The sequence below is a fragment of the Plantactinospora sp. DSM 117369 genome (genome assembly GCF_053764795.1).
Genome location: NZ_CM132446.1, coordinates 7536132 through 7555726 on the forward strand (window position 1 = coordinate 7536132; position 19595 = coordinate 7555726).

At 71.2% G+C, this 19595-nt stretch carries 13 protein-coding genes; 3 read left to right on the forward strand and 10 right to left on the reverse strand.

Going from position 1 to position 19595, the window contains the following annotated elements; genetic code table 11:
• Positions 1-203 precede the first annotated feature (203 nt).
• Positions 204-2462, reverse strand: coding sequence for a rhamnogalacturonan lyase family protein (locus ACSMXO_RS32015; protein ID WP_346262248.1), 2259 nt, complete (start codon positions 2460-2462; stop codon positions 204-206).
• A gap of 340 nt (positions 2463-2802) precedes the next feature.
• Between ACSMXO_RS32015 and ACSMXO_RS32020 the strand changes: the two genes are divergently transcribed.
• Positions 2803-3996: a GNAT family N-acetyltransferase gene (locus ACSMXO_RS32020; RefSeq protein WP_455414975.1), complete on the forward strand. Its 1194-nt coding sequence runs from the start codon at positions 2803-2805 to the stop codon at positions 3994-3996.
• A 33-nt stretch (positions 3997-4029) separates the two neighbouring features.
• On the opposite strand, the gene ACSMXO_RS32025 is transcribed toward ACSMXO_RS32020, so the two are convergent.
• From ACSMXO_RS32025 to ACSMXO_RS32040, 4 genes are all read right to left on the reverse strand, one after another.
• The gene (locus ACSMXO_RS32025; protein ID WP_346262250.1) at positions 4030-4503 is read right to left on the reverse strand and encodes a hypothetical protein; all 474 of its coding nucleotides are present in this window, start codon (positions 4501-4503) and stop codon (positions 4030-4032) included.
• A 119-nt stretch (positions 4504-4622) separates the two neighbouring features.
• Entirely contained in the window at positions 4623-5318 is a 696-nt protein-coding gene (locus tag ACSMXO_RS32030) for a hypothetical protein (protein ID WP_455414976.1), read from the reverse strand.
• On the reverse strand, positions 5315-6481 hold the full coding sequence (locus ACSMXO_RS32035; RefSeq protein ID WP_455414977.1) for a hypothetical protein: 1167 nt from the start codon (positions 6479-6481) through the stop codon (positions 5315-5317). The genes ACSMXO_RS32030 and ACSMXO_RS32035 overlap by 4 nt, the downstream gene beginning before the upstream one ends.
• A 308-nt stretch (positions 6482-6789) precedes the next feature.
• Positions 6790-8838: a beta-galactosidase gene (locus ACSMXO_RS32040; RefSeq protein ID WP_455414978.1), complete on the reverse strand. Its 2049-nt coding sequence runs from the start codon at positions 8836-8838 to the stop codon at positions 6790-6792.
• A 363-nt stretch (positions 8839-9201) separates the two neighbouring features.
• Between ACSMXO_RS32040 and ACSMXO_RS32045 the strand changes: the two genes are divergently transcribed.
• Positions 9202-11547, forward strand: a complete 2346-nt coding sequence (locus ACSMXO_RS32045) for a TIM-barrel domain-containing protein (protein WP_455414979.1) — start codon at positions 9202-9204, stop codon at positions 11545-11547.
• 61 nt (positions 11548-11608) lie between these two features.
• On the opposite strand, the gene ACSMXO_RS32050 is transcribed toward ACSMXO_RS32045, so the two are convergent.
• The 5 genes from ACSMXO_RS32050 to ACSMXO_RS32070 form a co-directional block, all read right to left on the reverse strand.
• The gene (locus tag ACSMXO_RS32050; RefSeq protein WP_455414980.1) at positions 11609-13081 is read right to left on the reverse strand and encodes a DHA2 family efflux MFS transporter permease subunit; all 1473 of its coding nucleotides are present in this window, start codon (positions 13079-13081) and stop codon (positions 11609-11611) included.
• A 74-nt stretch (positions 13082-13155) separates the two neighbouring features.
• Positions 13156-13644, reverse strand: a complete 489-nt coding sequence (locus tag ACSMXO_RS32055) for a MarR family winged helix-turn-helix transcriptional regulator (RefSeq protein ID WP_455414981.1) — start codon at positions 13642-13644, stop codon at positions 13156-13158.
• A gap of 96 nt (positions 13645-13740) precedes the next feature.
• Entirely contained in the window at positions 13741-14676 is a 936-nt protein-coding gene (locus tag ACSMXO_RS32060; protein WP_346262257.1) for a carbohydrate ABC transporter permease, read from the reverse strand.
• Complete coding sequence (locus ACSMXO_RS32065) at positions 14673-15878, reverse strand: ABC transporter permease (protein WP_346262258.1); 1206 nt, start codon at positions 15876-15878, stop codon at positions 14673-14675. The genes ACSMXO_RS32060 and ACSMXO_RS32065 overlap by 4 nt, the downstream gene beginning before the upstream one ends.
• Positions 15875-17554 carry an extracellular solute-binding protein gene (locus ACSMXO_RS32070; protein ID WP_455414982.1) on the reverse strand — a complete coding sequence of 560 codons (1680 nt, stop codon included), beginning with the start codon at positions 17552-17554 and terminating at the stop codon, positions 15875-15877. The genes ACSMXO_RS32065 and ACSMXO_RS32070 overlap by 4 nt, the downstream gene beginning before the upstream one ends.
• 274 nt (positions 17555-17828) lie before the next feature.
• Here ACSMXO_RS32070 and ACSMXO_RS32075 point away from each other — a divergent pair, with 274 nt between their 5' ends.
• On the forward strand, positions 17829-19244 hold the full coding sequence (locus ACSMXO_RS32075) for an ROK family transcriptional regulator (RefSeq protein WP_346262260.1): 1416 nt from the start codon (positions 17829-17831) through the stop codon (positions 19242-19244).
• The last annotated feature ends 351 nt before the right edge of the window (positions 19245-19595 follow it).

A 19595-nucleotide genomic window follows, 5' to 3' on the forward strand; every position in this document is an offset into this window, starting at 1 on the left:
AAACACACTCTTCACCGTGCCGTCATCGGCGCGCACCGGAAGCGGCCTAATGTTCTTACCGGTGGTGGTTCGACAAGCGCGATCGGGACGGGTCGCGTGATGTCGCGGTGTGTGCCGCACCGGCACGCGGGGAGATGAGCGACCCCGCGGGCCGGTGCGGCTTCGCGTTTCCGGGCCCTATCGTTTCCGGATCCTGATCCGGGCTACCGAAGATAGATCGACGGTGCCGGCGGGGTGGACATGCCGTTCCCGATGAAGAAGCTCGGATGCGGCGGCTGGTTGTAGGCGGTGTTCTGCCAGGCGATCGCCACCCGGTACATCGGGTCGTGCATCAGGGTGTGAATGCGGGTGCTGGTCTCGGTCGGCGTGCTGTAGATCCGCAGCGCGCCGTTGTCGCTGGTCCGCCAGATCACCTCCTCGCGCCAGTCGCCGAGGATGTCCGCCGAGAGCGCCGGGGTGGCCTTGGTGCCGTTGTTCGACGCCACCCCGCTGCCGTTGAGCAGCCGGGTGTCGGAGCTGGTGCCGTACTTGTCGATCCGGGTCTGGTCCAGCAGCTCCCGGACCGGGTCGCCGTCCCACCAGATCAGGAAGTTCGCCGACGACGGCTTGCGGCCGACGTTCGACCCGCTCGGGCTGCGCAGCCCGTCGGCCGCCGACGACCAGGACTCCGCCCCGGCGCTGCCGGCGTGGACGTCCCCGGCCACGCCCCGGCCGTTGTCCCCGGCCGGCGAGGTGGACCAGTAGACCTGCCCGGTACGCGCGTTGGCGAACCAGGACGACGGACTGGACGAGTTCTCGCTGACCTTGAAGTACTCCAACCCGGAGCGGCTCGGGTCGAGGTCGCCGAGGTGGGCCGCGTCGCCGTGCCCGTGCCCGGTGTTCCACAGCGGGGAGCCGTTGTCGTTGATCGCCATCGCTCCGTACAGGATCTCGTCCCGGCCGTCGGCGTCCACGTCGCCGACGGTCAGCGCGTGGTTGCCCTGGCCGGCGTACTGCGAACCGGCCGAGTTGGAGTCGAAGGTCCAGCGCCGGGTCAGCGAGCCGTTGCGGAAGTCCCAGGCGACGACGACGCTGCGGGTGTAGTAGCCGCGGGCCATGATCAGTGAGGGTCGCTGCCCGTCCAGGTACGCCGTTCCGGCGAGGAACCGGTCCACCCGGTTGCCGTAGTCGTCGCCCCAGGACGAGACGTTGCCCCGGGCCGGCTCGTAGTTGACCGTCGAGCGCACCGCGCCGGTCTGCCCGTCGAACATGGTCAGGAACTCCGGCCCGGCCAGCACGTAGCCACTGGAGTTGCGGTGGTCCGCCGAGGAGGAGCCGATCACCTGGCCGGTGCCCGAGCGGGTGCCGTCGGCGGTCTTCATCGCCACCTCGGCCCGGCCGTCGCCGTCGTAGTCGTAGACCTGGAACTGGGTGTAGTGCGCGCCGGCCCGGATGTTGCGACCCAGGTCGATCCGCCACAGCCGGGTGCCGGTCAGGGTGTACGCGTCGACGTAGACGTTGCCGGTGTAGCCGGACTGCGAGTTGTCCTTGGCGTTCGACGGATCCCACTTGAGCACGATCTCGTACCGGCCGTCGCCGTCCAGGTCACCGACGGAGGCGTCGTTCGCCACGTAGCTGTACGCCTCCCCGGAGGGTGTCGTGCCGCCGGGCGGCACCTGGAGCCGTACGTCGAGATAGCCGCTGCCGAACTGGAGCGCCGGCGCCGAGGCCGCCTGCTCGGTCCCGTTCACCACCGCCCGCACCGTGTACGCCGACCCGGCGGCGGCGCCCGAGTCGAGGTAGTTGGTGGCGCCGGTGATCGGGGTGGAGTTGACCCGGGTCGAGCCCCGGTAGAGGTTGAACGACACGCCGGAGGTCTCGGTGCCGAGCAGCCGCCAGGAGACCAGGTTGGCGCTGCCGGAGCGGACGCTGACCAGGCCCCGGTCGAGGTTCTCGACCTGCTTGGCCCCGGCCGGCGGGTTGGTCGGCGGCGGTGTGGTCACCGGCGGGGTGGTCGCCGGAGGGGTGCCGGTGGGCGGTCCGCCCGGCGTGGTCGCGGTCGGCGCCACCGCACCGGTGCAGGTGGTGCCGTTCATCGCGAAGCTCGCCGGCACCGGGTTGCTGCCGTTCCACGAGCCGTTGAAGCCGAACGTGGCGCTGGCGCCGGTGCCGAGTGCGCCGTTGTAGCTGACGTTGCTGGCCGTCACCTGGCCGCCGCTCTGACTGACCGTGGCGTTCCAGGCCTGGGTGACCTGCTGGCCGGCGCCGTACGACCAGGTCAGGCTCCAACCGGTGACCGGGTCACCGAGGTTGGTGAGGCTGACGCTGGCGCCGAAGCCGCCCTGCCATTGGTTCGTCACCTGGTAGTCGACCCGGCAACCGGCGGCGGCGGCCGAGGCGACCACCGTGAAGGTGCCGGTCGCGGCGAGCGCGGCGGCCGCGGTGGCGGCGAGCAGGGTACGGCGACGTGCTGAGATACGCATGATCAACTCCGTTGGGGGCGGGGCGCGGTACCGGGTTTCGCCAGCCCGACCGGGGATGGCCATGCCGTACCGACCCTGCCCTGGGGCCGGCCGGACCCGGACCGCGGGAGGGCGGCCGAAATGGAACAGTTCAACGGCAACCCGACAACGGGGGAACGGCTTCCTGCGCACCTGAATGCTAGGGCAACCGCTTTCCGGTACACAACATCGAGCCCGGTCGGTTTAAAGGTTTCAGCCCGCCCGGCGCCGCCACCGGAGCGTCCCGCCGGCCCGGCCGTGGGCCGGCACCCGGCGACGAACTCGCTCGCGACGGTCGAGGCGGGCTGACTAGGCTCGGTCGGTGCCCACCCTCATCCGGCAGCTCGAAGCCGACGACCTGGCCGCAGCCGGCGAGTTGGGGCGGCTGGCCTTCGGCTCCGCCCCGTCCACCGCAGCACCGTCGACCGATCCCCGGCCGGGCGTCACCGGCTACGGCGCGTTCGACCCGGACGGCCGGCTGGTCGGCAAGGCGGTCGACCTGCACCACGAGCAGTGGTGGGCCGGCCGCCGGGTCTCGGCGGCGGACGTCGGCGGAGTCGCGGTGCTGCCCGAGGCGCGCGGCCAGGGCGTGGCCCTGGCGCTGCTCCGCGAGCTGCTCCGGGGTGCCCGCGAGCGGGGTGCCGCGATCAGCGCGCTCTATCCGACGGTGACCGGGCCGTACCGGCGGGCCGGCTGGGAGGTGACCGGCGCCCTGCGCGCCGTCGACCTGCCCACCGTGGCGCTGCCCCGGCACCGGCCGGCCCCCGGGTTGACGGTCCGGCCCGGCGGTCCCGCCGATCTCGCCGCCACGGCCGACCTGTACGAGCGGATCGCCCGGCACCGCTGCGGCCTGCTCACCCGCCGGGGCGGGGTCTTCGACCGGAACCAGCCTCCGACGGCGCTGCCGGACGGGGTGGACGGGCTCACCCTGGTCGAGCAGGACGGCCGGCTGGTCGGGTACGCGAGCTGGCAGCGCGGTCGCGGCTACGACCAGCACGCCGTACTGACCGTCGAGGAGGTGCTGGCCAGCACGCCCGAGGCGGCCCGCCAACTGGTCGGCGTACTCGCGAGCTGGCAGAGCGTCACCCCGACCGTCCGGCTCTGGCCGCTGGGCACCGACGCGGTCGCCGCCAACCTGCCGCTGGAGCAGGCCCGGCAGCACGAGCAGCGGATCTGGATGCACCGGCCGGTCGACGTGGTCCGGGCGGTACGCAGCCGGGGCTGGCCGGCACACGTGCGCGGTCGGGTCGACTTCGCACTGACCGACGAGATCGCGCCGTGGAACTCCGGCAGTTGGCGGCTGGAGGTCGACGGCGGTGGTGCCGAACTGCACCGGATCCCCGAGGAGCCCCCGACCCAGCTCTCGGTACGCGGCTTCGCGCTGCTCTACACCGGTGCCGCCGACGGGTACGCGGTCGCCGAGGCCGGCCTGCTGCGCTGCCCCGCCGGCACCGACCCGGGCGCGCTCGACCTGCTCGGCGCCGGCCACCGGGCCGAACTGCTCGACTACTTCTGAGCGCTACCCGCCACTCCGGGCCGTACGGGTGGGTCAGCTCCCGCCCCCGCCGGTCAGCATCGGGACCAGCACCAGCCCGCCGCAGCAGATCAGGCCGACCACGCCGAAGCTGATCAGGGCGATGCTGTAGTTCGACCACATGCCGAACTTCGTCACGTCGGTGCCCAGCCCGTCGTGCACCCGGTTGCGCCACCCGCCGAACCGGAACGACAACTGGTGCCCGGCACCCGGCTGTACGACGACCCTCGTGGTCATCATCGGGATGCCGAACAGGTCGGTGTACTTGACCTCGTGCTCCCCGGCCGGCACCGCGATGTGGAAGGTGCCCTCCGCCATTCCGGAGACCTCACGCCCATCGATCTTCAGCTTGCAGGTGCTCGGCGCGGGCACGAGGTAGGGCCCCCGGTTCGCCGAGACGATCAGCGCGCCCCAGCCCGGCGGCAGCGGGACCGGGTACGGGTAGGCGGCCAGGGCCATGCCCGGCGGTGGGACCGAGGGATATGCCATCGATGCATAGTGGCATACCCGGCGGCGGACGCTGTCCGGGCATACCCGCGGGTGAAATGCCCGGACCGGAGCCGCCGGGCTACGGGAGGCACCTCAACGGCCCTATCCGATCCCGCTTCCTACTGCGACTGCCGGCCTCCGCCCCGCCGCTCGACACGCGCACGCCAGGCGGGCCAGCCTGCCGAGACCGATGAAAGTTCATTGGGGTCGAGCTGGGGCTCGATGAAGTGCTTCTCTATGAACTTGTAGAGCAGTCCACCCAGGTCGTCACGAGCTTGATCACTAATGTCGGTCGTCGTGTAGGACTCGATCGCGGCCATCCGAAGATAGATACGCTTGCGATCGAGTTCGGCGCGTCGATGGTTGTGTGACTCGATTGAGGCGTAGGTGAACAGAAGCGCGAGTGGCAGCATCGGCACCGCGATCTGATACCACGCCAGGTTCGGCACCGCGACGACGAAATAGACCGCCAGGCCCACCGCCGTGACGAGGATTGCGACGGCGAACCGTCGCCATCGATTCGCTTGGCGGCGATGGTGGTCCGCGTCGTCGGCGTACCGGCCGAACAGGGTCGCGCTGCGCACCAACTTGACGAGGCTCTCCGCCTCTTGCCGCAGTTGGCGTATCATCTCCACGTCGGCGTCCGCGCCGTCCCGCACGGAAGCGCCGGCCAGCACGTACTCGTGCTTGAGGTTCGTCAGCCACTCCCGGAGTTCCGCGACCTCTACTTTCATCGCGAGCACCTCGTCGACGCCCGATCCGTGGTCGCTCACTGCCGTCGAGGCGTTCGCCGTCTCCGTCTCCTCACCGCTCACCCGTCCCTCCTCAATCCCGAGGCGATGTTCCTGCCCACGTACAGGAGCGTCGCCCCCAGTAGCGCCACACCCGCCACCATCGCGGGCCAGGTGGCCGCCAGGCTCTGCGATTCCAGCACGAACCAGCACAGCGAGGCGGTCGTGAGAATGCTGGCGAATGCGACCGAGGCGAGTGTGACGACCTCAAACTGGAGAAGACTCTGCGGAGTTCTGAAGGACCGGTTCCGGTCGTCCAGTTCCTGGTAGATCCAGGCGACAGGACGCCGCACGACAAACGCGGCAACCGGGCACCAGGCCGCGTAGACACCGAGGACCCCGAGCCACAGCACCGTCCCGGGCACCACCTCCGTGCCCGCGTTACCCACCAGTTCGACCCGGCGCGCCGGTGCGGCGAGGTCGAGGAAGACCAGGGTGGTGATGGTGATCCCGGTGGTGAGGATGGTCAGGAGGAACGCCTTGGCGTACCGGAGAACGAGAACCCTGAGCAACAGGTTGTGACGCGCCAGCGATGCCTCCATCTTGGCGGATTCCTGAGCCAGCGTCCGCGGGACCGACGCGGTGTACTTGAACATGAACTCGCGCAGCTTGTTCTGCACGACGGTCATGTTGGAGGTGACTTCAAGGCCCCGGCACTCACCGATGAGATGGGCTTCTCTGAGCAGTCGCTGCCGGGCGGCGGCCGACACCGGAACGAGCAACTCCGTCACCCCGAGTTCCTGACGCGCCTGACGTATCGGTTCCGGATCGGACAGGGATTTGTCGGAAACCCGGATCCCGGACAGGATGAACCTCGGGTACGAAACGCCTGGGTACTGGGCGCCGAAGTGGTGGCTCGTGAAGTAGAAGCGGACCAGGTCGCGTAACAGGGCATAGAGTGCCCACAGAGGTAGCACCAGGGAGACAGCGACCGGGAACATCATGAGCCACCGCTGCGGCGCGCTGGATGGCGGAAAAGAAGGGTAGGGCAGGAACAGCAGCTCGGAGAACAACTCCGAAAAGGTGTCACGGAACAGCACCGGAAGCAGGGTGAGCAGGCCGGCCCCGCCGAGAAAGGCGCCCGCCACCCGGTGGAGAGTCGATAGACGCGTTTCTCCGCGCTGAAGATACGCCCGGTACTCCTGAAGATCAGCGGCGTTGACCGGTACTTCCACTGTAGCCGTCACCACGCTCCACCCTCCGCGTCGGTTCTCGTGGTCATCCCACGCACACCCCGGTCATATGTGTCTCACGAGCATGCCGAGCTGGAATCACCTGACATAAGCTCGGACCGCCAGCGTAGCGGTAGGGGCGGCGGGCTCCGGTCCACCGTCCGGCGGCCATCCCTGACGATCGGCTAATGCAGCCGATACAAAGCCGCAGTGACACACTCGCTCCGTATGACGCGGGTCGCGCTGAACATTTGTGTTCACTATCGCTTTCACGACACCGGCAACCGCCATTCCCGTCCACCCGGGAACACGCACCGGAAATCTCAGGTCTCGCGGAGCACCGCACAACCTCCGGCGGGCAGCACCACCGGGTCGACGGGTACGCCGGTGAACAGGTCCACTCCGGACACCGCGACGGTCTGCGGCGCGTCGGTGTGGTTGAGCAGGAAGAGCCAGCTCGTCTCGGCGCTGGACCGGCGGACCGCCTCCACCCCGGCCGGCGCCGCCGGGCAGGTCGGTGCCGCGCCGGCCGCCTCGGCCAGCCGGGCCAGCAGGTCGCGGTACGGGTCGTCGTCGAGCCGGGTGGCGAGATACCAGGCCACGCCGTCGCCGTACCCGTGCCGGGTCAGCGCGGGCTGGCCGTCGAGGAGTCCGCCGAGGTAACCGACCGACGGCGTCGCGCCGGTCAGGCGTACGGTCTCGGCCCAGAGCCGACCGGTGGTGCCGTCCGAGAGTGGCAGTCGGGTGTCCGGATCGAGCGGATGGAACTCCTCCACCCGGATGCCGAGCAGGTCGCGCAGCGCTCCCGGATAGCCGCCGACCCGGACCCGGGCATGCTCGTCGGCGATCCCGCTGAAGTAGCTGACCAGAAGGTGACCGCCGGCCGCCACGTAGTCGCGGATCCGGGACGCGTACCGGTCGGAGACCAGGTAGAGCGCCGGAAGCACCAGCAGGGCGTACCCGAAGAGGTCGTCGCCGTCGGTCACGAAGTCGGTCGCGTGGCCGGCCCGGTACAGCGCCCGGTGTGCCGCCGACACCTCGGCGGAGTAGTCGAGCTGCGCCGAGGGCAGCACGGTGGCCTGCAACGCCCACCAACTGGCGGCGTCCCAGGCGATCGCCACCCGCGCCCGTACCGTGCCGGCGTCCACCTCGGAGAGTCGGTCGAGCAGTGCGCCGAGCGACACCGCCTCGCGGAACGCCCGGCTGTCCGGGCCGGCGTGCGGGACCAGTGCGGAGTGAAAGACCTCGGCACCGCCCCGGGAGGCCCGCCACTGGAAGAACATCGCACCCCGGGATCCCCGGGCGACGTGGGCCAGGCTGTGCCGGGTCATCCGGCCCGGCTCCTTGGCGTGCATCCGGTCCGGCGTGACGATCAGGTTCGGCGCGCTCTCCATCAGCAGCCAGGCCGGGCCGCCGGGCGGGTTCCGGCCCTCCGGCGGTCCGGCGGCGGTCCGGCCGGCCCGCCCGGTCCGCTGCCCGTGCCGGGCCCAGGACCGGGCCAGGTCGGCGGCGAACGCGGTCTGCTCGTCGGCGCCCGGCCCGGTCTCCGCCGGATAGTGGTCGATCGCCACCAGGTCCACCTCGGCGGACCACCGCGCGTGGTCCACCGGTACCCAGCCGCCGAGCACGTAGTTGGTGGTCACCGGTACGTCCGGGGTGGCGGCCCGGAGCAGGTCCCGCTGCTCGACGTACGCCTCCAGCAGCTCGTCGGAGACGAACCGGCGGAAGTCCAGTAGCTGGCTCGGGTTGCCGAGGTACTGGGTGGCCCGGGGCGGCCGGATATGCTCCCAGCCCGAGTAGTGCTGGCTCCAGAAGCTGCCGGTCCACGCGTCGTTGAGCCGGTCGAGGTCGCCGTAGCGGGCCCGCAGCCAGGCCCGGAAGGCGACGGCGACATGCTCGCAGTAGCAGGTGGTGCCGTACTCGTTGTGCACGTGCCAGAGCGCCAGCGCCGGATGGTCCCGGTAGCGCTCGGCGAGCGCGACGGCGATCTCCCGGGCCGCCGCCCGGTACGCCGGGGCGCTGGCACAGTAGGTGTCCCGGCTGCCGTGGCTGAGCCGTACCCCGTCGGCGGTCACCGGCAGCGCGTCCGGGTGCCGGAGCGAGAACCACGGCGGCGGGGACGCGGTCGGGGTCGCCAGCGCCACCCGGATGCCGCCGTCGTGCAGCAGGTCGAGCACCTGGTCCAGCCACTCGAAGTCGTACCGGCCGGGCTGCGGCTCCAGCCGGGACCAGGCGAAGACCCCGACGGTGACCAGGTTGACCCGGGCCCGCCGCATCAGCTCGACGTCGGTCGGCCAGACCTCTGCCGGCCATTGCTCGGGGTTGTAGTCACCGCCGTAGCAGAGCCCGGTCAGACCCTTCGGCCAGCGCACCCGCCCCGCCTCTCCCGGCGTACCCGCAACCGTCGCCGTTGACCTTTGTTTGGGTTCCAGCCAAAGTAGGCGGGGTGCATCGCCCTGTCAACGGCCTCGGCTCGACCACCCGGATTGAGGACTGGGCAGCGGCCCTGATCAGCGGCAACGGCCGGCAGGGCGCCCTCTGCTACGGCGGTTCGGACGCCATCCGGGTCACCGTCACGCACCAACAGCTCCTCCTGCTGGCAGCCGGCCTGACGCATCGACCGCGATCGTGCCGTTGACAGTTTGTTGGGTTACCAAAGAAACTAAGGGGAGTCCATGCGCCGGCCGGCACCGTCGGCGGTGCGGGACCCGCGTCCCGGGAGCCGAGGAGACCGCATGCCGTACCGCCCGCCCCTGGTGCCGCACGAGACGTTCGTCGCCGATCCGCCCGACCTGCCGGTCCGGGCGCCGGGCGAGCACGGGCTCTCCGCGCTTCACCGGGCCGAGGTACTGAGCACGGACGGCCAGGGCGTGACCCTCAAGGCGGCCACCTCGGACGGCGGCTCGCTCGCGGTCCGGATCACCGCCGCCGCCGAGGGCGTCATCCGGGTACGCCTCAGCGAGGACCCGCTCGCCCGGGGTCGGGCCAGCCGGGCACTGCCCCTGGTACATCCCCAGGCGCACCGGGCCGAGGTCCACGTCGACGGCGACCGGGTCCGCGTCGATGCCGGAGCGGTGGTCGCCGAGCTGAGCCTCGACCCGTGGCACCTGCGCTTCGTCGACCCGACCGGCGCGGTGCTGGTCAGCCAGAGCCGGGGTGAGCAGGACATCAGCGGCCGGCTGCGCACGCTGCCGTTCGGCCGCTCACTTGTCGACGGCGCGGTCGCGGCGTACCACGAGAGCTTCGTGACCCCCGGCGACGAGCGGTTCGTCGGGCTCGGCGAGAAGTTCACCCCGCTGGACAAGCGCGGCCAGCGGGCGCTGATGTGGAACTTCGACGCCTTCGGCAGCGAGTCGGACCGCTCGCACAAGAACATCCCGCTCTACCTCTCCGACCGGGGCTACGGGGTGCTGGTGGACAGCGGCATGCCGGTCGAGTTCGACATGTGCCAGTCCACGCACAGTTGCGTGCAGATCCTGGTACCGGACGACCTGATCGACTACTACGTGATCGCCGGGCCCACCCCGACGCAGATCCTGGACCGGTACGACCGGCTGACCAGCCGGCCGGCGCTGCCGCCGAAGTGGGCGTTCGGCGCCTGGATCTCCTCCGGCTTCTTCCGGGACAGCCAGCGGCGGGTGCTGGACCGGGCCCGGCGGATCCGCGAGCGCGGCATCCCCTGCGACGTGCTGCACCTGGACTGCTACTGGCAGGTCGCCGGCGCCTGGTCGGACCTGCGCTGGGACGCCGAGCAGTTCCCCGACCCGGCCGGCATGCTGGCCGAGTTGGCCGGACAGGGCTTCAAGGTCAGCCTCTGGATGAACCCGTACGTGATGACCGGCAGCCCGCTGTACGCCGAGGCGGCCGAGGCCGGCTATTTCCTGCGCCGGGCCGACGGCTCGGTCTACGTCGCCGACACCTGGCACGGCAGCCACCCGGCCGGCGGGATCGTGGACTTCACCAACCCGGCCGCGGTCGACTGGTTCACCGGGCTGCTCCGGCCGCTGCTGGAGCAGGGCGCCAGCGTGTTCAAGACCGACTTCGCCGAGGGAGTACCGGCGGACGCGGTGGCGCACAACGGGATGACCGGCGTCGAGCTGCACAACGTCTACGCGCTGCTCTTCAACGATGTCGTGGTCAAGGTCACCCGCGAGGTGGCCGGGCACGGCACGGTGTGGGCCCGGTCGTCGTACCTGGGTGGGCAGCGGCACGCGGCACAGTGGAGCGGTGACGTGAACGCGACGTACCCGGCACTGGCCAGTACGCTGCGCGGCGGGCTGAGCCACGGCCTGTCCGGGGTGCCGTTCTGGAGCCACGACAGCGGCGGGTTCCACGGCACGCCGACGCCGGACCTCTACGTACGCTGGGCGCAGTTCGGGGCGCTCTCCCCGCTGGTCCGGTTCCACGGCACCACCAGCCGGCTACCCTGGGACTTCCCGGCCGAGGCCGAACGGCTCACGGTCGAGGCGCTGCGGCTGCGCTACCGGCTGATGCCGTACCTCTACTCGGCCGCGGTGACCTCGGCCCGGACCGGTGCCCCGATGATGCGGGCCCTGCTGGTGGACTCCCCCGACGACCCGGCCGCCTGGACGGCGGAGCTGGAGTACCGGCTCGGCCCGGACCTGCTGGTGGCGCCGATGACCAGTCCGGAGAACCGGCGGCACCTCTATCTGCCGGCCGGCGACTGGGTGGACTTCTGGACCGGCGAGGTGCACGCCGGTGGCCGGCACCTGCGGGTGCACCGGCCGCTCGGGCAGATCCCGCTCTTCGTCCGGTACGGCGCGCTGATCCCGGTGATGCCGCCGGCCGACCGGGTCGGCGACGGAGCGTTCTCCGACGTCACCGTGCTGAGCTTCGGCGCCACCGACGCCAGCACGGTGGTGCACGACGTCGACGGCGACACCACGATCCGGGCCAGCCGCTCGGGCGACGAGTTCCGGGTGGAGGTCGACGGACCGCTCCTGGTCAGCGGCGTCGCCCTCGCCCCGGTCGACGGCGCCCGGCTGCCCGGGCGGCTACTGCTGGGCGGCACCGCGACGAGCGCGGTGCCGCTGGACGGACTACCCACCGTGCGGGGTTGAAGGTCGGGGCGGGGTGCCCAGGTGGGGGGCGCCCCGTCCCCCTTCAGGTGACCGCCGCAGGTCAGCGCCGGGCGGGCTGGCGCAGCACCGTGAACGCGACGGCGAACGCGGCGACCAGCAGCCCGGTGGCGACCGCGAAGGCCAGCCGGAACCCGCCGGTCAGCGCGGCCGGCTGGCTCGCGCCGGCCGCCAGCAATTCTTCGGTACGCCCGGCGGCCAGCGTGGCGAGCACCGCGACCCCGACCGCCATCCCGAGTTGCTGGGTGGTGTTGAAGAGTCCGGAGGCCAGCCCGGCGTCGTCCGACCGGGCGCCGGACATGCCGAGGCTGGTCAGCGCCGGCAGGGCGAGCCCGAAGCCCGCGGTCAGCAGCATCACCGGCAGCAGATCGGTGAGATAGTCGGCCCGCACCGGGACCCGGGTGAGCAGCCCGAGCACCCCGACCAGCAGCACCAGCCCGGCGAGCAGCACGTTCCGCTCGCCGAACCGGGCGCTGAGCCGGGCCGAGACGCCGAGCGAGACCGCGCCGATCGTCACCGCCGCCGGCAGCATCGCCAGCCCTGTCCCGGCGGCGCCGTAGCCGAGCACCTGCTGGAGGTAGAGCGCGACCAGCACCTGGAACGCGAAGCACGCCGCGACCATCAGCACCTGCACCAGGTTGGCCCCGGCGACGTTGCGGGACCGGAGGATCCGCAGCGGCATCAGCGGGCTGACCGCGGTGGCCTGCCGGGCGACGAACGCGGCGAGCAGCAGTACGGCGATTGCACCGAAGCCCAGGGTGGCCGGCGAGGTCCAGCCGCGCGACTCGACGCTGACCACGGTGTGCAGGCCCAGGCCCAAACCGGCGGTGACCAGCAGTGCGCCGAGGACGTCGGCGCCGGCCGCCCGGCCGAGTCCCCGGTCCGCCGGCAGTGCGGGCCGGGCGATCGCCAGCGCCGCCAGCCCGATCGGCAGGTTGATGAAGAAGATCCACTGCCAGTTGAGCAGGTCGGTGAGTACCCCGCCGAGCACCGAGCCGAGCGAGGCGCCGGCGGCACCGGTGAAGGCGAACACCGCGATGGCCCGGGCCCGCTCCCGGGGTTCGACGAAGAGCGTCACCAGGATGCCCAGCGCGACCGCGGTCGCCGCCGCGCTGCCGACGCCCTGGAGGAAGCGGGCGGCGATCAGCACGGCCGGCGAGCCGGCCACTCCGGCCAGCACCGACGCGCCGGTGAAGAGGGCCGTGCCGGCCAGGAACATCCTCTTGCGGCCGAACAGGTCGCCGAGCCGGCCGGCGAGCAGCAGCAGGCTGCCGAAGGCGAGCAGGTAGGCGTTGACCACCCAGCTCAGGCCGGCGGCGGAGAAGCCCAGGTCCTGCTGGATGGCCGGCATCGCCACGGTCACGATGCTGCCGTCGAGGATGGTCATCAACGTCCCCGAGGCGATCACTCCGAGGGCGAGCCACCGCCGCCGGGACGCGGGTCCGCCGGTGACCGGCGGCTCGGCCGTCGCCGGAGCGGTGCCGGTGGCGGCGCGGGGCGCGGAAGTCTGGGACACGTCGTCCTCCTGTCAGTGATGCCGACAGGAGGGACCGTAGCAGATAGTTTTGTTGCAGACTATCTGTTTGGGATCTAGCTCTCGCGCTGGCGGGCCCGGCGTACCGGTCCAGGGGTCTCGACCGGCTCGGCCAGATGGCCCGTGACCAGGCCCTCCATCACCCGCAGGAAGACCTCCCGGTCCCGCTCGCCGAGCGTCGCCAGCACCTCCGCGTGCACCCGGTCCACGATCGCCTGACTCTCCGCCGCGACCCGGGCTCCCTCGGCGGTGACCGCGATGATCCTGGCCCGCCGGTCCGTACCAGACGGCCGCCGCTGCGCCAGACCCGCCGCCTCCAGCGCGTCGACCGTGACCACCATGGTCGTCTTGTCCATGTCACCGATCTCGGCGAGCTGAGCCTGGGTCCGCTCCTCCCCCATGGCGTGCACCAGCACGCAGTGCATCCGGGCGGTCAGCCCGATCTCGGCCAGCGCCGCGGCCATCCGGGTGCGCAGCACGTGGCTGCTGCGATCGAGCAGGAAGGAGACGTCCGGGACGGTACGGGTCGGGGCCATGGCGGTCATGCCGACCAGCATATCAATCCGGTCCGTTACGGATCGTCTACTACAAGTCACACTCCTGGCACTCCGGCTCCTCTGGTCACTCCCGGCGACCCCGAGTCAGCCCTTCACCGCCCCGATGATCACGCCCTTGACGAAGTGGCGCTGCACGAACGGATAGACCAGGACGATCGGCGAGACCGTGACCACCACCACGGCCATCTTGATGGCCAGCGTCGGCGGCATCGAGACGCCGAGCGTGCCGGCGTTGTTCGGCGACTGGCCGGCCAGGATGAAACTCTGCAACACCCGCTGGATCGGGAACTTCGAGTTGTCGTCGATGTAGAGCAGGGCGTTGAACCAGACGTTCCAGTAGCCGACCGCGTAGAAGAGCCCGACCACCGCGATCACCGCCCGGGAGAGCGGGAGCACGATCCGGGCCAGGATCCGGAACTCGCCGGCGCCGTCGATCCGGGCGCTGTCCAGCAGTTCGGTCGGGATGTTCTGGAAGAACGCCCGCACCACCACCAGGTTGAAGACGCTGATCGCGGTGGGCAGCACCAGCGCCCAGATCTGGTCCTTCAGCCCGAGCGCGGTGACCACCAGATAGCTCGGCACCATGCCGGGATAGATCAGGAACGTCAGCAGGAAGTAGAAGAGCAGCCCCCGGTGCCCGACCGAGCCGGGCCGGGACAATCCGTACGCGGCCAGCACGGTCAGCACCAGGCTCACCGCCGTACCGGCGATGGTGACCAGCGTGCTGGTCCAGAGTGCCTGGGTGACCAACCCGCCGGAGAAGATCGCCCGGTACGCCGAGAAGTCGATCTCCCTCGGCACCACCACCAACCCGCCCGCCTCGTTGATCGTCTCCCGGGACGCCAGGCTCGTCACCAGCACCACCCAGAGCGGGATCAGCACCGCCAGCACCACACCGGTGAGCACGCCGCCCCGGAAGACCTGGCCGACCGCGCTCGGCTTCTCCTCCCAGGCCGGTCGTTGGTTCCGCCCCCGGTGCCGGTGCGGTGGAGCCGTCCGCAGGGGATCTGTCACAGTCATGATCGCGAATACACTCCCCGCTCGCCGAGGGCGTGGGCGAACCGGTTGGCCGCCAGGATCAGGACCAGCCCGACCACGGCCTTGAAGAGCCCCGCCGCCGCCCCGTAGCCGTAGTTGCCGGTGGTGATGGAGTTGAAGTAGACGAAGGTGTCCAGCACCTCGGCGGCCTGCCGTCCCACCGCGTCGCGTTGCAGCATGAACTGCTCGAAGCCGACCGAGAGCGCGTCACCGAGCCGCAGGATCAGCAGCAGTACGATCACCGGCCGCAACCCGGGCAGCGTCACGTGCCAGAGCCGCTTCCACCGGCTCGCACCGTCGACCGCGGACGCCTCGTAGAGGTGCGGGTCGATGGTGGAGAGCGCGGCGAGGAAGACGATGGTGCCCCAACCGACGTCCTTCCACACCGTCTCGGCGGTGACCAGCACGATGAAGGTGTCCGGGTTGGACATGATGTTCCAGGGTTCGAGCCCGACGTCACGCATCTCCTGGGCGAGCAGCCCGGCCCCGCCGAACATCTGCACGAAGAACGTGACCACCAGCACCCAGCTGAAGAAGTGCGGCAGATAGACGACGGTCTGCACGAAACCCCGCAGCCTCGGGGAGAGGATGTTGTGCAGCATGATCGCCAGCATGATCGGCAGCGGGAAGTAGAAGACGAGTTGGAACGCGGTGATCGCCAGGGTGTTGCGCAGCGCGTCCCAGAACGCCGGGTCGCCGAAGAGCGTCTCGAAGTGGGTCGTCCCGATCCACGGACTGTGCAGGAACGCCTGCAGCGGGCTGTCCCCGGCGTACGGGTTGTAGTCCTGGAACGCGACGACGTTGCCGAGCGTCGGCAGGTAGTGGAAGACCAGCAGCAGCAGCGCGGCCGGGGCGACCATCACCAGCAGCGGCCAGTCCCGACGCAGCCGGGCCCGCAGCGGCGCCCGCTCGCGACGCCGCTTCCGCCCGTGCCGCACCGGCCCGCTACCCGTCCGGCCCGGACCGCCGGAGGCGGGTACGGCTGCTGCGGGGCTGTCCCGGGGTTGCTCCGGCCCGCTCCGCGGATCCTCGCCGGGCCGGGTCGGCGCGACGGTGGGTTCGACGAGGGCACTCGGCTCGCCCGCCCGGCCGCCGGCCTGCGGAGTCACCGGGGCGTACCCGCCGGGCTGCCGGCTCCGGTCCTCGCCGGCGCCACCCGGCCGGGCCGTTTCGCGGGTACTCATCGTCCGGCGTCGGCCAGCGCCTTGGCGCGGAACTCCCGGGCCTCGTCACCGCCGCCGTTGCGCCACTCCGCGACGATCGTCTCCAGGTCGCTGATCGGCCGGCGGCCGCGCAGCAGGTCGGTCACCTTGTCGTCGGTCGGGGTGAGGCTCGCCTTGAACCGGGCCGGCATCTCCAGCTTCAACCCCGACCAGGGGTCCTTCTCCAGGTACTTCACCATCTCGTTGGAGTAGGTGAGCATGTCCCGGACGTAGTTCGGGGTCTGCGGGAACGGCTGCACCACCGGGCTGCGCCCGCTGATGAAGAAGTACTGGTTCTGGATCTCCTTGAAGCCGAGGTCGGTCTTGACCGGGCCGGTCGCGGTCCGGTTGTGGTGCGTGCCCTCCACCCCGTACTCACGCAGGTCGAACTCCCTGGTGCCGAACGGCGCCGAGCACCAGTTGATCACCCGCAGCAGTTCCTCCACCCGGGCCTTGCCCAGCCCCTTCTTGATGAAGGTGTACGAGATCGGGTTGTCGTCGCCCCAGACCAGCGGGTCGCCGCCGGTGGCCGAGAAGATCGGCACGGGCTGGATGTTGAAGCCGGGGGTGATCCGCTGCTGCTCGGCCTGCATCACCTGCCAGGCGCCCGGGCCGTCCTGGAAGAACATGATCTTGCCGCCCGCGATCAACTGCTTGGAGTCGGCGCCCTTGCTGGCCACCAGGTCCGGGTGGACCAGGCCGGCCTGGTAGACCTTGGCCATGAACTCGACGGACTGCTTGAATTCCGGCGTCTCGTACTTGAACTCCGGCGTGCCGTCCGGCTTCAGCCGCCAGCCGTCGTCGTTGCCCGGCACCTTGTGGAACATCTGGACCATCGCGAAGATGTCGTTGAACGCCCAGACCCCCTTGCCGGGGTCGGTCACCTTCTTGCCGACCTCGAAGAGTTCGTCGATCGTCTTCGGATAGCCGAGACCGGCCGCGTCGAGCAGGTCCTTGCGGTAGAAGAGCGCCCACGGGAACGGCCCGTCCTTGGGGCAGGGCACCGCCATCAGCCGCTCGTTCCAGAACGCGTGCCGCCAGGCCCCGACCGGGAAGGTGGCCAGCATCGGGTACGGGTCGATCCCGGCTCCCTTGAGGTAGTCGGTGAGGTCCTCGAAGAGCGCGGCGGTCGCGTCGGCGAACCGCGGCAGCTTGGAGACCTCCCACTCCGGTACGCAGAGCAGGTCCGGCACGTCCCGGGCGCCGAGCATGGCGTTGAGCTTGTCGGCGTAGAGGTTGCCGTCCTGGACGCTGAAGTTGACCTCGACGCCCAGTTCCGCGTTGACCGCCGCCAGGTACTGGCTCTGGCCGAGCCCGGGCGGGGCCGGCCCCCAGGCCGGGGTCATCGCGTTGATCCGCTGGCCGCTGGTGCCGGGCTTGTCGGTGATGGCGTCGACCAGGGTGCTCGGGAACTCGGTGTAGCCGTCCGGCACCGGGCGGGTGCCGACGATGCTCGGCTTGGGGATGCCGGGCGGCAGCTCCTTCTGGTTGGGCAGCAGGCCGGCGAGCTTGTCGAGGTTCTGCGCGTCGCTGGTGGAGGCGACCTCGCCGCCGCAGCCGGCGAGCAGGCCACTGCCGACGGTCGCCGCGGCACCGAGGCCCACCAGGCTCAGGAAGTTCCTACGGTTGGTGGCGCTGCCCGGGCCGGATGGTTCCACGGGGGGCGCTCCCTTCGATATCACCGTCCGGGTCGGCGACCCGCGTGGCACGCGGCGGACGAACCCGTTCGGTTGCTGGGTGGGTATGGGGTAGAGTTAGTTAGTCGGGTGACTAAACAAAAGTAATCGACGGTGACCGGTGCCACAAGACACCGGAATCATGGCGCGACGGGCGAGCGTGGCCCGTGCGTGGCGGTGCGGCATGATGGGCGCGCCGTCGGCAACCGGCGTGACACCGGGCCCGGAGACCGACACGCGAGGAGCGGGGCTGATCTTGTTCACGACGCAGACCGGGCCACAGCCGGCCGATCTCGCCGACGTACGGGCCACGAACCTCGCCGTCGTGCTGCGCTTCGTCCGGGCACACGCACCCTGTTCCCGCGCCGACATCGCCGCCTCGACCGGGCTGAACAAGGCGACCGTCTCCAGCCTGGTCGCCGAACTACTGGACCGGCGACTGGTCCGGGAGACCGGGCTGGCCGAGAACCGGATCGGCCGCCCCGCGACGATGCTGGTGGTCGACGGCGCCCCGTACGCGGCGATCGGCATCGAGGTGAGCATCGACGAGCTGACCGTGGTCGCCGTCGACCTCGCCGGCACCGAACTGCTCTCCTGGCGGCGCGCCTTCGACGGCTCGTCCGCCTCCCCCGGCCGGGCGGTCAGCGCCATCGCGGCGCTCGCCGGCCGGGCCGTCAACCGGGTCGGCAACCAGGGGCGCGAGGTGCTCGGCCTCACCGTCGCCGTCCCCGGCCTGGTGGACCCCAGCGGCACCGTCCGGCTCGCCACCACGCTCGGCTGGCGCGACCTACCACTCGGTGCCGATCTGCGGCGCGCCCTGCGCGATCCCGGCTACGAGGTGGTGGTGGACAACGACGCCAACCTCGCCGCCCTCGCCGAATACCGGCACGGCCCGTACGCCGGCACCGCCAACCTGGTGCACCTGACCGGCGGCGCCGGGCTCGGCGCGGGCGTGGTGGCCGACGGCCGGCTGCTGCGCGGCGGGCGCGGGTTCGCCGGTGAGCTGGGTCATGTGCCGGTCGTCGCGGACGGTCCACTCTGCCCGTGTGGCCGACGCGGCTGCCTGGAGGTGGTGGCCGGCATCCCGGCGTTGATCCGGCGGGCGCTGCCGGACGCGGCCGAGGACGGCCCGGTCACCGACTTCGCCCCCGAGGTGGACCGGATCCGGACGAAGGCCCGCCGGGGCGACCGGGCCACCCTCGACGCGCTCGCCGAGACCGGCCGGCACCTGGGCCGGGCCGTCGCCCTGCTGGCGAACCTGGTCAACCCCGAGGTCGTGCTGCTCGGCGGCTACTTCGCGACGCTGGCGCCGTGGCTGCTGCCCGCCGCCGAGGCCGAACTACACGCCCATACGCTGGCTCCGGAGGCCGGCGGGGCCCGGCTGCTCGCCTCGGCCCTCGGCACCGGCGCGGCGGCGGCCGGCGGGGCGGCCCGGACCCTGGAGACCGTCGACGCCGGCCGGCTACCGCTCCGCGACCCGGCCCAGGGCACCGCCCGGGATGCCGGCCCGTCCGCCCGGGTCTCCCGGAAGACGCCCACCCGATCCAGCACCACACCTGGCGATCCGGAGCCGGAGGCGAGCGCCGGGACGGCCACGTCCGGCCCGCAGGCGCCCGCTCCGCAAGATCCACGGCCGTCCGACGCGCCCCGGCAACCGGCCGGGCAGCGCTGACCGGACCGACCACACCGGACGGCCGCGTCCACGGCGGCACGCCACGCCAGGCGCGGAGCCGACCGGGACCGCGCCGGCCCGTACCGTCCCGAGCAGCCACGACGGCATGACCGGCCGGTCCGGCGGGACCGATGGAAACCGATACCTACCAATCCGTTCGACGCAACCCCTTGACCGGTACGGCGGCTGGTGGAAGCCTCGAAATGCTCCCTCGTGACCAGCGGGAAACCGCTATCCACGGTGGAGTACTTTTTCCCCGGTCGTCGAAGCGCTTCGAGCTTCCCGGGCTGACGGCCGGGCACCCGCCCGCTCCATCCCGTCCCGCTTGCTCGAAGCGCTTCGACTGTCGCC

Bases quoted from the DNA above. Each gene is read 5' to 3' on its own strand.
- ACSMXO_RS32015 (WP_346262248.1), bottom strand. From the start codon at position 2,462: ATGCGTATCTCAGCACGTCGCCGTACCCTGCTCGCCGCCACCGCGGCC.
- ACSMXO_RS32025 (WP_346262250.1), bottom strand. From the start codon at position 4,503: ATGGCATATCCCTCGGTCCCACCGCCGGGCATGGCCCTGGCCGCCTAC.
- ACSMXO_RS32045 (WP_455414979.1), top strand. From the start codon at position 9,202: ATGCCGTACCGCCCGCCCCTGGTGCCGCACGAGACGTTCGTCGCCGAT.
- ACSMXO_RS32055 (WP_455414981.1), bottom strand. From the start codon at position 13,644: ATGACCGCCATGGCCCCGACCCGTACCGTCCCGGACGTCTCCTTCCTG.
- ACSMXO_RS32060 (WP_346262257.1), bottom strand. From the start codon at position 14,676: ATGACTGTGACAGATCCCCTGCGGACGGCTCCACCGCACCGGCACCGG.
- ACSMXO_RS32065 (WP_346262258.1), bottom strand. From the start codon at position 15,878: ATGAGTACCCGCGAAACGGCCCGGCCGGGTGGCGCCGGCGAGGACCGG.